This is a genomic window from Streptomyces sp. NPDC012474 (assembly GCF_042955185.1).
GTDB lineage: Bacteria > Actinomycetota > Actinomycetes > Streptomycetales > Streptomycetaceae > Streptomyces > Streptomyces cahuitamycinicus.
Genome location: NZ_JBIBEP010000002.1, coordinates 403,934 through 419,209 on the forward strand (window position 1 = coordinate 403,934; position 15,276 = coordinate 419,209).

The window sequence follows — 15,276 nt, forward strand, 5'->3', positions numbered from 1 at the left end:
GCTACCGCAGCGCGAGCCCCGCCCTGCCCGCCTCCGCCTGCCCGCCCCGGCGGACCGGCCCGCGCCCCGCCGGATCACTCCCCGCCAGGTCACTCCGCGGCGGATCACTCCCCGCCGATTCGCTCCGCGGCGGATCACTCCCCGCCGGATCCACCGCCCCCGCCAGCCGCGGCGCCGCCAGGCACGGCAGCAGCAACCGCCACAGGTCGGTCAGCGAAGGCCGGGCGAGCCAGTCGTGGTCCTCCCGCGCCAGCACCTCGAGGCCGGTCGTGGCGGCGACGACGACGACGCTGGTGCGCTGCGGCGTCACACCGGCGGCGAGTTCCCCCCTGCGCTCCGCCTCGGCCAGCAGCCCCTGCACGCACTCCCGCCATTCCCGGCGCAGGTCCCGCACCCGCCCGGCGGCCCCTTCCACGTTCAGCCGCAGACCCGCCCGCACCACGATGTCGGCGCACAGCAGCCGGGCGACGTGGTGCGTGGCGTCCACGAGGCGTTGCAGAGCGCAGCCGTCGCCGCCGTGACCGCGGCCCGCGGCCTCGCGCAGAGCTCGGGCGGCAGCGTCCTCGACGGCCTCGGCGACGGCGGCCTTGTCGGCGAAGTGGAAGTGCAGCGCACCGGAGCTGACGCCGGCTCCCGCGCTGATCCGGGCCAGGCCGGCCCGGACGTACCCATGGGCCTCGAACTGTGCGGCCGCCGACCGGATCAGCGCGAGACGGGTCCGGACGGCCCGGTCCTGTTTGGTCACCCGTGGCTCCCCTGCAGGGCTCTGATGGCGACGCAATGAAACCAACTCGCTGGTTTTTATACAACGCGGCGACGGTCCAGGGCCTAGGGAGGGACCCGGGCCCAGGCCCGGCTCCAGCAGGCGACACGCCGGTAGACTGGAGATCAGGTGCGGCGCGCACACCATGGGGCATCGCCGCCAGGCGCAACCGAGGCGGCCACGGAGATGATCGCGGCGAGCGCCTGCGATCACATCACCACCCGACGGCCCCGCGCCACGGGTGTCCGGCTCAGTCGGCACAACTCATCCACCGGCCTCCCGGTGACGGGCGGCCCCTCCCCCCTCGCACGCATCCGTACGGGAGCACTCATGCACCACCCGTCCGGCACCCCGGACGACGCCTCCGGCGCACTGTTCGGGCTCGACGCCCTCACCCCCGGCCCCGCCGCTCCCGGCACGCACTCGCCCTTCCGGACCTCCGCCGCGGCGCGCAGGCTGCTGCGCGTGCGGGAGATCTACGCCGAGCCCGCAGCCGCCGCGTCCCCGCGCGGGCGCCAGATCAGCGCCCGGTTCCCCGAGGCGCGGATGACCACGGTGGACTCCCACTGGCGCATCCCCGGGCTGCACGGCAACGAGGGCAACGTCGAGCGCTGGGTGCGCGTCAAGGGAGAGACGCTGGTCCTGGGCGAGAAGAAGACCCTCACCACACGCCCCAACGGCCGGTCGGCGGACTGGATCGCTCCCGGCGCCTCCAACGGCTGCGCCATGGCCTGCGCCTACTGCTACGTGCCCCGGCGCAAGGGATACGCCAACCCCATCACCGTCTTCACCAACATCGACCGGATCATCGCCCACCTCGCGCGGCACATCGCACGGCAGGGGCCCAAGGCCGAGCCGAACCAGTGCGACCCCGAGGCGTGGGTGTACGACATCGGTGAGAACGGCGACTGCTCGGTGGACGCCCTGATCAGCGACAACACCGCGGACCTGGTGCACGCCTTCCGGCAGTGGCCCACCGCCAAGGCGTCCTTCGCCACCAAGTTCGTCAACCCCGGCCTGCTGGCCCTCGACCCGCGTGGCCGCACCCGCATCCGGTTCTCGCTGATGCCGCCGGACGACGCCCGGCTGCTCGACGTGCGCACCTCGCCCGTGGCCGAGCGCATCGGTGCCGCGGCGGACTTCCTGGACGCGGGATACGAAGTGCACTTCAACCTCTCGCCCGTGGTCGTCCGCCCCGGCTGGCAGGACGCCTGGGCCGAGCTGCTCACCCACCTCGACGACACCCTGCCCCCGCGGGTCAAGCAGCAGGCCGCCGCAGAGGTGATCATGCTCACCCACAACCGGGACCTGCACGAGGTCAACCTCGGCTGGCACCCCCGAGCCGAGGAAGCCCTGTGGCGGCCCGAGCTCCAGCAGCCCAAGCGCTCCGAGAACGGCGCCCTCAACATCCGCTACCGCAACAAGGTCAAAGCGGAGGCCGTGCACACCCTGCGCGCCCTGATCGACCACCACACGCCCTGGCTCCGCGTGCGCTACGCCTTCTGAACCCCAGGAACGGCGCCGCCGACGGCCTCGCAGACGCCGACAGGCCCCGCCCGTGAGTTACCTCACGGGCGGGGCCTGCCATACGACCTGGCCGGGCTGTGTGATGTTTCACAACGGTCCGGGAACGAGAAACGGGCCCCTGCCGTGACTTCCGTCACTACAGAGACCCGTACCTCATGGTGCGCGAGGGGGGAGTTGAACCCCCACGCCCTTGCGGGCACTGGAACCTGAATCCAGCGCGTCTGCCTATTCCGCCACCCGCGCATTGGGTGTGTCCTGGGCGTCTTTCCCTTGGGGGCCGGCGCCTTCCGACACCCAGAACATTAGCACGCTGGAAGGGGTGGGTTCACATCCCTTATCCCCGCAGGCAGAGACCTCACCGAGCCATCGATGTCCCTGCCACGTATCAAGGCGTACCGGTTCACGTATCAACCTCGTACCGGTAGCGGCCGTCTCCGCAGGAGGGGGTCCGGGTCCACAGTCAGGTGCGGGACACTGGTCTTCCACCGCCTCTACGATCCTTGTCAGGCATACACGAGGCGGTTACGCGCAGCAGTAGCACCGGAGGAGAGTTCGAAGGAGAGCTCCACAGGGAACTTCGTCCTGCGTCGACACCCGTCGGCGGTGCCGACAGGGGGAACCAGCCGATCGAGCGGCGCGTGGATACGATCAGTAAGCAGTACCAGGCAAGCGGCCCGCAGGGCAGTACACAGGACGGCAGCGACGGAGGAGGTGCCCCATGGGAGTCCTGAAGAAATTCGAGCAGCGTCTCGAAGGTCTGGTCAACGGCACCTTCGCCAAGGTGTTCAAGTCCGAGGTCCAGCCCGTGGAGATCGCCGGAGCGCTCCAGCGTGAGTGCGACAACAACGCCACCATCTGGAACCGCGACCGCACGGTCGTGCCCAACGACTTCATCGTCGAACTGAGCACACCGGACTTCGAGCGCCTCAGCCCCTACTCCGGCCAGCTCGGCGACGAGCTCGCCGGCATGGTGCGCGACTACGCCAAGCAGCAGCGCTACACCTTCATGGGCCCCATCAAGGTGCACCTGGAGAAGGCGGACGACCTCGACACCGGCCTGTACCGGGTGCGCAGCCGTACGCTCGCCTCCTCCAGCAGCCAGCAGGGCGGCCCGGGAGGCGGCGCCGCCGCCGCGCCCGCCGCCCCGCAGGGCGGACGCCCCGGCGGCTACGGCTACCCGCCCGCCGCCGCACCCTCCGGCGCCCCGCCCATGCCGGCCGCGCCGCCGCCCGGCGGACGCCCCGGCGGCTACGGCTACCCGCCCGCCGCGAGCGGCCAGCGGTCCCCGGCCGCCCCGGCCGCCCCGGCGTCCGGCGGACGCACCCGCCATTGGATCGAGATCAACGGCACCCGCCATCAGATCTCCCGCGCAACCCTCGTACTGGGCCGCAGCACCGACGCCGACGTGCGGATCGACGACCCCGGCGTCTCCCGCCGGCACTGCGAGATCCGGACCGGAACGCCCTCGACGATCCAGGATCTCGGATCCACCAACGGCATCGTGGTGGACGGGCAGCACACCACCCGCGCTACGCTCCGCGACGGCTCGCGGATCGTCGTGGGCAGCACCACCATCATTTACCGGCAAGCCGAAGGGTGAAGCGGGGGCAATGTCAGAGCTGACCCTCACGGTCATGCGGTTGGGTTTCCTGGCCGTACTGTGGCTGTTCGTGATCGTGGCCGTGCAGGTCATCCGCAGCGACCTCTTCGGTACGCGCGTCACCCAGCGCGGCTCGCGCCGCGAGGCGGGCCGCCAGCAGCAGGCCGCCGCCCGCCAGGCGCCACCGCAGCAGCGCCAGCAGCCCGCCGGCGGCCGGCGCGGCCGTAACGCCCCCACCAAGCTGGTCGTGACCGAGGGCACCCTCACCGGCACCACGGTCGCGCTCCAGGGCCAGACCATCACCCTGGGCCGCGCGCACGACTCGACCATCGTGCTGGACGACGACTACGCCTCCAGCCGCCATGCCAGGATCTACCCGGACCGCGACGGCCAGTGGATCGTCGAGGACCTCGGCTCCACCAACGGCACGTACCTGGACCGGTCCCGGCTGACGACTCCCACACCGATTGCGCTGGGCGCGCCGATCCGCATCGGCAAGACCGTCATCGAGCTGCGGAAGTAGTGCTACATCATGGATAGGCGCGAGCGGAGCGAGCACGCAGTGGCGGGCCCCACCCCGGCCCCCCGCGCGCTCCCGACCGGAGGGTGGGCAGTGTGGCTCGACACGACCGGCTGTACCCGGAGCCGACAGGCGAGGTGCGCATGAGTCTGTCACTGCGCTTCGCGGCCGGATCGCACAAGGGCATGATCCGGGAGGGCAACGAGGACTCCGGATACGCAGGCCCGCGCCTGCTCGCCATCGCCGACGGCATGGGCGGCGCGGCGGCCGGTGAAGTCGCCTCCTCCGAGGCCATCTCCACCATCGTCGCGCTCGACGACGACGTCCCCGGCTCCGACATCCTCACCTCTCTCGGCACAGCCGTACAGCGCGCCAACGACCAACTGCGCTCCATGGTCGAGGACGACCCCCAGCTGGAGGGCATGGGGACCACCCTCACCGCCCTGCTGTGGACGGGCCAGCGCCTCGGCCTGGTCCACGTCGGCGACTCACGCGCCTACCTGCTCCGCGACGGCGTCCTCACACAGATCACACAGGACCACACCTGGGTGCAGCGCCTGGTCGACGAGGGCCGCATCACCGAGGAGGAGGCGACCACGCACCCGCAGCGCTCGCTGCTGATGCGCGCCCTCGGATCCGGCGACCACGTCGAGCCGGACCTGTCCATCCGCGAGGTCCGCGCCGGCGACCGCTACCTCATCTGCTCCGACGGCCTGTCCGGCGTGGTGTCCCACCAGACCATGGAAGACACCCTCGCCAGCTACCAGGGCCCCCAGGAGACCGTCCAGAACCTGATCGAGCTGGCGCTGCGCGGCGGCGGCCCGGACAACATCACGGTCATCATCGCCGACGTCCTCGACCTCGACACCGGCGACACCCTCGCGGGCCAGCTGTCCGACACCCCCGTCGTGGTCGGCGCCGTCGCCGAGAACCAGCACCAGCTGCACGACAACGGCATCATGCAGACCCCCGCCGGCCGCGCCTCCGGCCTCGGCCGCCACGGACACGGCCAGGGCGGCGGCGAATTCGGCCCGCCCGGCTCCGGCGACACCACCGGCTACATCCCGGCAGCCGGCTTCGACTACGGCGACGACGACTTCACCAAGCCCCGCAAAAAGGGCCGGTGGCTGAAGAGATCCTTCTACGGCGTCCTCGCGCTGGCCCTCGTCGGCGGCGGCCTGTACGGCGGATACCGCTGGACACAGACCCAGTACTACGTCGGCGCCGAGGACGAACACGTCGCGCTGTACCGGGGTATCAGCCAGGACCTGGCCTGGGTCTCGCTCTCGAAGGTCGAGAAGGATCACCCCGAGATCGAACTCAAGTACCTGCCGCCCTACCAGCAGAAGCTGGTCGAGGCGACCATCCCCGAGGGCGGTCTGAAGGACGCCCAGGCGAAGATCCAGGAACTGTCGGTGCAGGCCTCCGCGTGCAAGAAGGAAGCGCAGCGGCGCGAAGCCGAGAGCAAGAACAACTCCAAGACCGGCGAAGGCGAGGCCGGGGGCACCACGGGAACCACTCCCGCCTCCTTCACGTCCAAGGCCACACCGACGCCGAACCCGTCCAACCCGTCGGGTTCACCGTCGGCACCGGAGAAGTCCACGCCCCCGACCACGACCGCACCCACTCCCAGCACCGGCCCCAGCCTCTCGGAGGAAGAGCAGAAGGTCGTCTCGCTGTGCGGTAAGCAGTAGCCGTGAGAGGCCCTGTCACACGATGAGCGGTACGAATACGTCGCACTCGCCGACGCACCACACGTCCACGATCGGCGCCATCGGCGCGCCGAGCCGGCGCAACACCGAGCTCGCGCTGCTGGTGTTCGCCGTCGTCATCCCGGTGTTCGCCTACGCCAACGTCGGCCTGGCCCTCGACGACTCGGTGCCACCGGGTCTGCTGAGCTACGGGCTCGGACTCGGCCTGCTCGCGGGCGTCGGCCACCTCGTCGTGCGGAAGTTCGCACCGTACGCCGACCCGCTGATGCTGCCGCTGGCGACGCTGCTGAACGGGCTGGGGCTCGTTGCGATCTGGAGGTTGGACCAGTCCGAGCTGCTTCAGGACATCGGCCAGGCCGGGACCGCCGCTCCCCGTCAGCTGCTGTACACCGCGATGGGCATGACGCTGTTCGTCGTTGTGATGATCTTCCTCAAGGATCATCGTGTCCTTCAGCGCTACACCTACATCTCCATGGTCGGCGCGCTGATCCTCCTGCTGCTGCCACTGGTGCCCGGCCTCGGCAAGAACATCTACGGCGCCAAGATCTGGATCCAGATCGGCTCCTTTTCCATCCAGCCCGGTGAGTTCGCCAAGATCGTCCTGGCGATCTTCTTCGCCGGCTATCTGATGGTGAAGAGGGACGCGCTCGCGCTCGCCAGCCGCCGCTTCCTGGGCCTGTACCTGCCGCGCGGACGTGACCTCGGCCCGATCCTCGTCGTCTGGGCTATCTCGATCCTGATCCTGGTCTTCGAGACCGACCTCGGCACATCACTGCTGTTCTTCGGCATGTTCGTGATCATGCTGTACGTCGCCACCGAGCGGACCAGCTGGATCGTCTTCGGTCTGCTGATGTCCGCGGTCGGCGCCGTCGGCGTGGCCAGCTTCGAGCCGCACATCCAGCAGCGTGTGGACGCATGGCTCAACCCCATGCGCGAGTACCTGCTCTCCCGCGCCAATCAGGCTGGCCATTCCGAGCAGGCCATGCAGGCTCTGTGGGCGTTCGGCTCCGGCGGCACCCTGGGTACCGGCTGGGGTCAGGGTCACTCCGATCTGATCCGGTTCGCCGCCAACTCCGACTTCGTCCTCGCCACATTCGGTGAGGAACTGGGCCTAGCCGGCGTCATGGCTCTGCTGCTGCTCTACGCGCTGATCGCGGAGCGCGGCGTGCGCACCGCCCTCGCCGCTCGCGACCCGTTCGGCAAACTGCTCGCCATCGGCCTGTCCGGCGCCTTCGCCCTTCAGGTGTTCGTCGTGGCCGGCGGTGTCATGGGCCTCATCCCGCTGACGGGTATGACGATGCCGTTCCTGGCGTACGGAGGTTCCTCCGTGATCGCCAACTGGGCGCTGATCGGCATCCTGTTGCGGATCAGCGACACGGCCCGCCGTCCGGCCCCCGCTCCCGCCGCCAACCCCGACGCCGAGATGACCCAGGTGGTCCGCCCGTCATGAACAAGCCCCTGCGCCGGATCGCGATCTTCTGTGGCCTGCTGATCCTGACCCTGCTGATCCGCGACAACTGGATCCAGTACGTCCAGGCCGACGAGCTCAGGACCGACAAGAACAACCGCCGCGTCACCATCGAGCGCTACGCCTCGCCCCGCGGCAACATCATCGTCGACGGGGAGCCGATCACCGGCTCCGCCGAGTCGTCGGACAGCGACTTCAAGTTCAAGCGCACCTACAAGGACGGCGCCATGTGGGCGCCGGTCACCGGCTACGCCTCGCAGGCATTCGGCGCCACGCAGTTGGAGAACCTCGAGGACGGCATCCTCACCGGCAACGACGACCGGCTGTTCTTCCGCAACACCCTCGACATGCTCACAGGCGAGAAGCAGCAGGGCGGCAACGTCGTCACCACCCTGAACACCGCCGCCCAGAAGGCCGCCTACAACGGCCTGAAGAGGCAGGGCGGCAAGGGTTCCGTCGTCGCCCTGGAACCCTCCACGGGCAAGATCCTGGCGCTCGCCTCCTTCCCGTCGTACGACCCGTCGTCCTTCGCCGGGAACTCCACGACGACGGACACCAAGGCCTGGCAGAAGCTGCAGAAGAAGAACAACCCGGACGACCCGATGCTCAACCGGGCGCTGCGCGAGACCTACCCGCCCGGCTCCACCTTCAAGGTCGTCACCGCTGCCGCCGCCCTCGAGGACGGGATCTACACGGACCCGGACGCCAAGACCGACTCGCCCGACCCGTGGATCATGAAGGGCACCACCACCAAGCTGCCCAACGAGGGCAACATCCCCTGCAAGAACGCGACACTGCGGGTGGCCCTCCAGTACTCCTGCAACACCGTCTTCGGCAAGATCGGCTCCGACCTCGGCAACGACAAGATGCTGGACATGGCCAAGAAGTTCGGCTTCGACGAGGAGCAGTTCACGCCGGTCCGCGCCAACGCCTCGGTCTTCTCCGACAACATGAACCCGTCTCAGACCGCGCTGTCGTCCATCGGCCAGTTCAACACCGCCGCCACGCCGCTGCAGATGGCCATGGTCGCCTCCGCCGTCGCCAACGACGGCAAGCTCATGAAGCCGTACATGGTCGACGAGCTCCAGTCGCCCGGCCTCGACCCGATCGAGAAGACCGACCCCGAAGAACTGAGCCAGCCGCTGTCGGCGGAGAACGCCCAGAAGCTCCAGTCCATGATGGAGACGGTCGTCGACAAGGGCACCGGCTCGAAGGCCAAGATCGACGGCGTCAAGGTCGGCGGCAAGACCGGTACCGCCCAGCACGGCGTCGACAACAGCGAGAACCCCTACGCGTGGTTCATCTCCTACGCCAAGGGCGAGGACGGCAGCGCGCCGGTCGCCGTGGCGGTCGTCATCGAGGACGACAGCGCCGTCCGTGACGACATCTCCGGCGGCGGCCTCGCGGCCCCGATCGCGAGGAACGTGATGGAGGCGGTCATCGACAGCAAGAAGTGACCCCGCTCACGCCTGCTTCACATCGGTGCACGTTGCGATACCGGTCCTGTATCGGCTGACGGGCTTGGCCAGGTCACACAAAGCGAGCCGGGTACGGTAGGCCCGGACGGCAGCCTCCGACCGTACAAGCATGCCGGTCGGGACCGACGGAGAGGGCTGGTAGGTAGCTATGGAAGAGCCGCGTCGCCTCGGCGGCCGGTACGAACTGGGCCAGGTGCTCGGGCGTGGTGGCATGGCGGAGGTCTACCTCGCGCATGACACCCGCCTCGGCCGCACCGTGGCGGTGAAGACGCTGCGCGCGGATCTCGCGCGTGACCCTTCCTTCCAGGCCCGGTTCCGCCGGGAGGCCCAGTCGGCCGCCTCGCTCAACCATCCCGCGATCGTCGCGGTCTACGACACGGGCGAGGACTACATCGACAACGTGTCGATCCCGTACATCGTCATGGAGTACGTGGACGGCTCGACCCTGCGTGAACTGCTGCACTCCGGCCGCAAGCTGCTGCCGGAGCGGTCCATGGAGATGACCATCGGCATCCTCCAGGCCCTCGAGTACTCCCACCGCGCCGGCATCGTCCACCGCGACATCAAGCCGGCGAACGTCATGCTGACGCGCAACGGCCAGGTCAAGGTCATGGACTTCGGCATCGCCCGCGCCATGGGCGACTCCGGCATGACGATGACGCAGACCTCCGCGGTCATCGGCACCGCCCAGTACCTCTCCCCGGAGCAGGCCAAGGGCGAACAGGTCGACGCCCGGTCCGACCTGTACTCCACCGGCTGCCTGCTCTACGAGCTCCTGACCGTCCGTCCGCCGTTCGTCGGCGACTCCCCGGTGGCCGTGGCCTACCAGCACGTCCGCGAGGAACCGCAGTCGCCGAGCGTCTTCGATCCCGAGATCACGCCCGAGATGGACGCGATCGTGCTGAAGGCGCTCGTCAAGGACCCGGACTACCGCTACCAGTCGGCCGACGAGATGCGCGCCGACATCGAGGCCTGCCTCGACGGCCAGCCCGTCGCCGCCACGGCCGCGATGGGCGCGGTCGGTTACGGCGGCTACCCCGACGACCAGCCGACGACGGCCCTGCGTGCCGACTCCGGCGCGGGTGCCACGTCCATGCTGCCCCCCATGAACCCGGACGACGGCGGCTACGGCTACGACGACCGCCCCGACCGGCGCCGCGGCCAGCAGCGCAAGTCCAACACCTCCACGATCCTGCTGGTGGTGGCGGGCATCCTCGTCCTGGTCGGGGCGATCCTGATCGGCCGGTGGGCAGTCAGCGGCGACGGCGGCGTGGGCAACGACGCGGTCGAAGCACCCAACTTCATCGGGGAGACGAAGAAGGGCGCCCAGCAGCTGGCCACCAATTCCGACCTCGAACTGAGCTTCACCGACAAGCCCTGCGACAGCCAGGCCAAGGGCAAGATCTGCTCCCAGGACCCTGCGCCCAAGGCGCCGGTCAACAAGGGCGACACCATCTCCCTGGTCGTGTCGACGGGGGCGCCGAAGGTGACGGTGCCGGACGTCACGGGCCTGACCTACGACAAGGCCGCGGCCCAACTCGACAGCAAGGGCTTCAAGGTCGAACAGAAGACCGAGGAGTCCGACCGCACCCCCGGCGTGGTCATCAAGCAGGACCCCGACGGCGACACGGAGCAGGTGAAGGGCTCCACCATCACCCTGACCGTCGCCAAGGAAGCGGAGAAGTCCACCGTCCCGGACGTGCTCGGCCAGAGCTGCGACGCCGCCAAGCAGCAGATGCAGGGCAACGACCTGGTCGGCAACTGCACCGAGGTGGAGACCGACGACGACAACCAGGTCGGCAAGGTCATCCAGACCACGCCGCAGGCCGGCACGTCCGTCGAGCCGAACTCATCGGTCAACATCCAGATCGGCAAGAAGAAGCAGCAGCAGAAGGTCAGGGTCCCGCAGGTCGTCGGCCAGACGGTCGGCCAGGCCAAGCAGATCCTCGCGCAGCAGGGCTTCACCAACATCCAGTTCGCGGGCGGCAGCGACCAGAGCGACAACGCCCTCGTCGCCGGCCAGAACCCTGGTCCCAACCAGGAGGTCGACGACCCGGCAGGGACGACGATCACTCTGCAGACGGTCGGCGTCGGAGGCGGCAACAACAACAACGGCGGCAACGGCAACGGCGGCATCTTCGGCGGCCTCAACGGCAGCAACGAGGACGACTGACCCCGCCCCCGCCCCCGCCACACCGTCGCACCACAGAGTCCCCGGCCCACAAGAGCCGGGGACTCTGGCGTTCACGGCCGACGACATTCCCGCAAGAGCGTGCGTCCATCGATCGTGTCTTCATATGTCCCGACTCGTTCACCGGGTGGGGTGGGGCATCGGAACCCCGCCCCGGCCATACGAGCCGAAGGGCAGAACGTGATCAACGAAACGGTCTTGCTGGAATCACAGACCCTGCGCGGCAGCGTGCTCGACCGCACGGACGTACTCGACAGGGTCAAGGCACTGTCGCTGCTGCCGGACGGGGTGCATGTGACGACCGCGATGGTGGCGTCGTACTTCTCCGTGACGGTGGAAGTCATCCGTGCCCTCGTGCACGACCATCGTGCGGAACTCGAAGCGAGCGGATACCGAGTCTTGACCGGGACGGAACTGAGTTACTTCAAGCAACTCAGTGGAATCCAGTCACGAACCCGGTCCCTCGCCCTCTTCCCCCGACGCGCCGTCCTCAACATCGCCATGCTGCTGCGGGACAGCGAAGTCGCACGTCAGGTGCGTGTGTACCTCCTCGACATGGAGTACCTCGCCCGCACACAGCCTGTGGAAAACCCTGCCCCGACCGACGCCGCCTCCCTCGACGCCCGCATCGACCAGCGCATCACCCACATCCTGGGGAGGACCGTCGTCCCTCTGTTCAACGCCCTGATCGAAACCTCGGGCGAGCACCGGCGAGAGCTCACCGCCCTCCGGGCGGGGGTCCAGCGCATCGAGAAGCGGCTCCGGCAGCACCACACCCGGCTGCAGCGGCTGGAAGCCCCCCGAGAGGACCGCCCCCTCGCCGGAGTCATGGCCGCCATGGACGCCATGAACGGGCGCGAGTTCGAAGAACACGTCGCCGAGCTGCTGCGCCGCGACGGCTGCACCAACGTCGTCGTGCAGGGCGGCGGAAGGGACCGGGGCATCGACATCACCGCGCTCACCGCCGACGGGCGGCGCGTCGTCGTCCAGTGCAAGAGGTTCGCGCCCCACCTCTCCATCACCAGCCCCGAAGTCCAGAAGTTCCTCGGAGCGGCCAAGGTCCTGCACGACTCCGAGGTGGCCCTGTTCGTGGCGACATGCCCCTTCACCCGCGACGCCCTCAACATCGCGGCCGAGAGCGGCATCACCGCCGTACAGCGGGGGCTGGTGGAGGAATGGAGCGCCGGGGCGGCGTTGAGCGTCCTGGACTAGCGAGCCGACCGCCACAAAGGCCCGAAGCCGCAAGAGAAAGTTGCGGCTTCGGGCCTCTGTCATGTTAGCGGCCCACCTTCCACCAAGTAGGCCGTCAGCGCAGTTCCTTCGGTGGCGTCCGCTCGCCGTCCACCTTCTCCACCCGCTCCAGTTCCCCCCACACCACGTACCGGTACGTGCTCGTGTACAACGGCGTGCAGGTCGTCAGCGTGATGTAGTGGCCCGGCTTCTTCCTGCCGGACTCCTTCGGGACCCGGGAGAGGACCTCGACGTTGAACTTCGAGGTCTCGGGAAGGATGCCGTAGACCTTGTAGACGAACCACTTGTCCTTCGTCTCGAAGACGATCGGGTCACCCTTCTTGATCTTGTCGATGTTGTGGAACTTGGCGCCGTGGCCGTCCCGGTGGGCCGCGAGGGAGAAGTTGCCCTTCTTGCCCGACATCGGCAGCGTCGCCTTCACGGGGTCGGTGTAGTAGCCGGCCACACCGTCGTTGAGGATCTTGTTCGACGTGCCCTTCTCGATCAGGACCTCGCCCCTGCTCATCGCGGGCACGTGGAGGAAACCGATCCCGTTCTTGGTGTCCAGCGCACCGGGCCCGCCCCGACCGTGAGCCCAGTCCTCACGGACCTTGTCGGCCTGCTTGCCGGCCGCACGGTCGGCGACCACGTTCGTCCACCACAGCGAGTAGACGACGAACAAGCCGAGGACCAGGCCCGCGGTGATGAGGAGTTCCCCGAAGAAGCTGACCGCCAGGGCGACCGGGCCAGGCCTGCGACGTGCCGCAGGCGGACGCGACGCCGCGCCGGTGTACTTCTCGTGATCCGTGTCGGTGGTCGCTGCCACTGGTCATCTGCCCTTAACTGACGAGCGCATCCGGCTTGCCCTTGCTGCGCGGCCGTTCCTCGACCATCTTGCCCCAGACGATCATCCGGTACTTGCTGGTGAACTCCGGCGTGCACGTCGTCAGCGTGATGTAACGGCCGGGCTCGGTGAATCCGGACCCCGTGGGCACGGGATTCAGAACACTCGTGTTGCTCGGCGGCGTCACCGGCAGGATCGACGCCATCTTGTAGACGAAGTACTCGTCCTGCGTCTCCACGACGATCGGATCCCCCGGCGCGAGCTTGTTGATGTACCGGAACGGTTCTCCGTGGGTGTTGCGGTGGCCCGCGAGCCCGAAGTTCCCGGTCTTGTCACCGGGCATCGCCGTCTTCAGCGCACCCTCGGAGTAGTGGCCGACCATGCCGCGGTCGAGCACACCGTTGCTGTTGGTGCCCTCGGCGATCGGGACCACCACATCCAGCTTCGGGATGTGCAGGATGGCGAAGCCCTGCCCCGGCTCGAAGGCCCCCGGGTTGCGCTTGCCGCTCGCCCAGTCGTTCTGCAGGCTGCTGGCCTCCTGGCCGGCCTGGGCATGCGCACGGACGTTCGTCCACCACAGCTGGTAGGTGACGAACAGCAGCATCAGCACGCCGGTGGTGATGAACACCTCGCCTATGGCCCGGCTGGCGACGACCGCCGGGCCGGGCTTACGGGCCCGTGCCTGCCGCCGCGCCTCCACCCGTGACAGCGGCGCCCCGGACCGGCTCCCGGCGCCGGAGCCGGCGTGCGCCGCCGACGGGGTGTCCGAAGCGCCGCCATGACGCCCGTGACGGCGCTTGGCGGCCTTTCTGCGGGCCGCACGGCCACCCTCGGCGGATCCGCCCTGCCGTGCGGCGTGAGAAGCCGGAGAGCCCGCTGTGGAGCCGCCGGTCTGCGGCGGTGGATCCGGTAGCCGCAGCGCCACGGTCTCCTCGTCGACGGGCGGCAGAAAGGACTCGTCCCGGACGGGCTCGTACGACGCGTGCGGCTCCGGCTGCGGGGACGCACCGTACGCCTCTCCGCCCGACCACTCCTCGAACGCCCCCGACACCCCGTACGACTGCTGCCCGTACGAGGTGTCGGACTCGCGCTCGGGGCGCAGCGCGGTCACGCCGAAGCCCTGCCCACCACCGGGGCGAGCCCCGCCGACCTCGCCACCGCACCCTGATCGCCGCACTCCACCAGCCAGTTGGCCAGCATCCGGTGCCCGTGCTCGGTCAGCACCGACTCGGGGTGGAACTGCACACCCTCCACCGGGAGTTCCCGGTGCCTGAGACCCATCACGATGCCGTCGTGCGTACGGGCCGTCACCTCCAGCTCCGCCGGCACCGTGGCCGGCTCCGCGGCCAGGGAGTGGTAACGCGTCGCCGTGAAGGGGGAGGGCAGACCGGCGAAGACGCCGCCGCCACCGTGCTCGACCAGAGAGGTCTTGCCGTGCAGCAACTCCGGCGCACGGTCCACCACACCGCCGTACGCCACCTGCATCGACTGCATGCCCAGGCACACGCCGAAAACCGGAACACCCGTGTCGGCACAGTGCCGGACCATGTCCACGCAGACGCCGGCCTGCTCCGGCGTACCGGGCCCCGGGGAGAGCAGAACCCCGTCGAAACCGTCCTGGGCATGCGCCGTCGACACCTCGTCGTTGCGCAGGACCTCACACTCGGCACCCAGCTGGTACAGGTACTGGACCAGGTTGAAGACGAAGCTGTCGTAGTTGTCGACGACGAGAATGCGCACGCTCACTGGTTGTCCACCGTCACATCGTTGAAGGGCAGCAGCGGCTCCGCCCACGGGAAGACGTACTGGAAGAGGACGTAGACCACGGCCACGACCAGGACGAGAGAGAGCACTGCCTTCGCCCACGTGTTCCCCGGCAGATGCCGCCAGATCCAGCCGTACATGCCGTCCCTTCCCTCGTACCACGGCACCAGACCCACGCC

General features: G+C 69.0%; 13 protein-coding genes and 1 tRNA gene. 8 read left to right on the plus strand and 6 right to left on the minus strand.

Annotated elements, in window-relative coordinates; genetic code table 11:
- Position 1 precedes the first annotated feature (1 nt).
- Positions 2–745: a ScbR family autoregulator-binding transcription factor gene (locus ACFY9S_RS06660; RefSeq protein ID WP_391123769.1), complete on the minus strand. Its 744-nt coding sequence runs from the start codon at positions 743–745 to the stop codon at positions 2–4.
- A 348-nt stretch (positions 746–1,093) separates the two neighbouring features.
- On the opposite strand from ACFY9S_RS06660, the gene ACFY9S_RS06665 reads away from it, so the two are divergent.
- Positions 1,094–2,269: a spore photoproduct lyase family protein gene (locus ACFY9S_RS06665; RefSeq protein ID WP_391123771.1), complete on the plus strand. Its 1,176-nt coding sequence runs from the start codon at positions 1,094–1,096 to the stop codon at positions 2,267–2,269.
- A gap of 177 nt (positions 2,270–2,446) precedes the next feature.
- Here the strand turns inward: ACFY9S_RS06665 and ACFY9S_RS06670 are convergent.
- A tRNA-Leu gene (locus ACFY9S_RS06670) sits at positions 2,447–2,533 on the minus strand.
- Between the two features lie 475 nt (positions 2,534–3,008).
- On the opposite strand from ACFY9S_RS06670, the gene ACFY9S_RS06675 reads away from it, so the two are divergent.
- The 7 genes from ACFY9S_RS06675 to ACFY9S_RS06705 all read left to right on the plus strand — a co-directional run bounded on the left by ACFY9S_RS06675 (position 3,009) and on the right by ACFY9S_RS06705 (position 12,471).
- Complete coding sequence (locus ACFY9S_RS06675) at positions 3,009–3,890, plus strand: FhaA domain-containing protein (RefSeq protein ID WP_391123773.1); 882 nt, start codon at positions 3,009–3,011, stop codon at positions 3,888–3,890.
- Between the two features lie 10 nt (positions 3,891–3,900).
- Positions 3,901–4,413 carry an FHA domain-containing protein gene (locus ACFY9S_RS06680; protein WP_033309926.1) on the plus strand — a complete coding sequence of 171 codons (513 nt, stop codon included), beginning with the start codon at positions 3,901–3,903 and terminating at the stop codon, positions 4,411–4,413.
- A gap of 140 nt (positions 4,414–4,553) precedes the next feature.
- Positions 4,554–6,104, plus strand: coding sequence for a Stp1/IreP family PP2C-type Ser/Thr phosphatase (locus ACFY9S_RS06685; protein WP_391123775.1), 1,551 nt, complete (start codon positions 4,554–4,556; stop codon positions 6,102–6,104).
- A gap of 22 nt (positions 6,105–6,126) precedes the next feature.
- Positions 6,127–7,572, plus strand: a complete 1,446-nt coding sequence (locus tag ACFY9S_RS06690; protein ID WP_391123777.1) for an FtsW/RodA/SpoVE family cell cycle protein — start codon at positions 6,127–6,129, stop codon at positions 7,570–7,572.
- Positions 7,569–9,047 (plus strand): penicillin-binding transpeptidase domain-containing protein, encoded by a 1,479-nt coding sequence (locus ACFY9S_RS06695; protein WP_391123779.1) that lies wholly within the window; start codon positions 7,569–7,571, stop codon positions 9,045–9,047. Before ACFY9S_RS06690 ends, ACFY9S_RS06695 begins: the two co-directional genes overlap by 4 nt.
- 169 nt (positions 9,048–9,216) lie before the next feature.
- Complete coding sequence (gene pknB / locus ACFY9S_RS06700; protein ID WP_391123781.1) at positions 9,217–11,241, plus strand: Stk1 family PASTA domain-containing Ser/Thr kinase; 2,025 nt, start codon at positions 9,217–9,219, stop codon at positions 11,239–11,241.
- A 216-nt stretch (positions 11,242–11,457) separates the two neighbouring features.
- On the plus strand, positions 11,458–12,471 hold the full coding sequence (locus ACFY9S_RS06705; protein WP_391123783.1) for a restriction endonuclease: 1,014 nt from the start codon (positions 11,458–11,460) through the stop codon (positions 12,469–12,471).
- Positions 12,472–12,565: 94 nt separating this feature from the next.
- On the opposite strand, the gene ACFY9S_RS06710 is transcribed toward ACFY9S_RS06705, so the two are convergent.
- From ACFY9S_RS06710 to ACFY9S_RS06725, 4 genes are read right to left on the minus strand one after another with little or no spacing between them, the layout of a single operon-like run.
- Positions 12,566–13,315 carry a class E sortase gene (locus ACFY9S_RS06710; RefSeq protein ID WP_391123785.1) on the minus strand — a complete coding sequence of 250 codons (750 nt, stop codon included), beginning with the start codon at positions 13,313–13,315 and terminating at the stop codon, positions 12,566–12,568.
- Between the two features lie 13 nt (positions 13,316–13,328).
- Entirely contained in the window at positions 13,329–14,444 is a 1,116-nt protein-coding gene (locus ACFY9S_RS06715) for a class E sortase (RefSeq protein WP_391123787.1), read from the minus strand.
- Entirely contained in the window at positions 14,441–15,079 is a 639-nt protein-coding gene (locus ACFY9S_RS06720) for an aminodeoxychorismate/anthranilate synthase component II (protein WP_391123789.1), read from the minus strand. Before ACFY9S_RS06720 ends, ACFY9S_RS06715 begins: the two co-directional genes overlap by 4 nt.
- Entirely contained in the window at positions 15,076–15,273 is a 198-nt protein-coding gene (locus tag ACFY9S_RS06725; RefSeq protein ID WP_180989817.1) for a hypothetical protein, read from the minus strand. Before ACFY9S_RS06725 ends, ACFY9S_RS06720 begins: the two co-directional genes overlap by 4 nt.
- Positions 15,274–15,276: the final 3 nt, after the last annotated feature.

Coding starts and splice junctions, on each gene's coding strand:
- ACFY9S_RS06665 (WP_391123771.1), top strand. CDS start 1,094: ATGCACCACCCGTCCGGCACCCCGGACGACGCCTCCGGCGCACTGTTC.
- ACFY9S_RS06675 (WP_391123773.1), top strand. CDS start 3,009: ATGGGAGTCCTGAAGAAATTCGAGCAGCGTCTCGAAGGTCTGGTCAAC.
- ACFY9S_RS06680 (WP_033309926.1), top strand. CDS start 3,901: ATGTCAGAGCTGACCCTCACGGTCATGCGGTTGGGTTTCCTGGCCGTA.
- ACFY9S_RS06685 (WP_391123775.1), top strand. CDS start 4,554: ATGAGTCTGTCACTGCGCTTCGCGGCCGGATCGCACAAGGGCATGATC.
- ACFY9S_RS06690 (WP_391123777.1), top strand. CDS start 6,127: ATGAGCGGTACGAATACGTCGCACTCGCCGACGCACCACACGTCCACG.
- ACFY9S_RS06695 (WP_391123779.1), top strand. CDS start 7,569: ATGAACAAGCCCCTGCGCCGGATCGCGATCTTCTGTGGCCTGCTGATC.
- pknB (WP_391123781.1), top strand. CDS start 9,217: ATGGAAGAGCCGCGTCGCCTCGGCGGCCGGTACGAACTGGGCCAGGTG.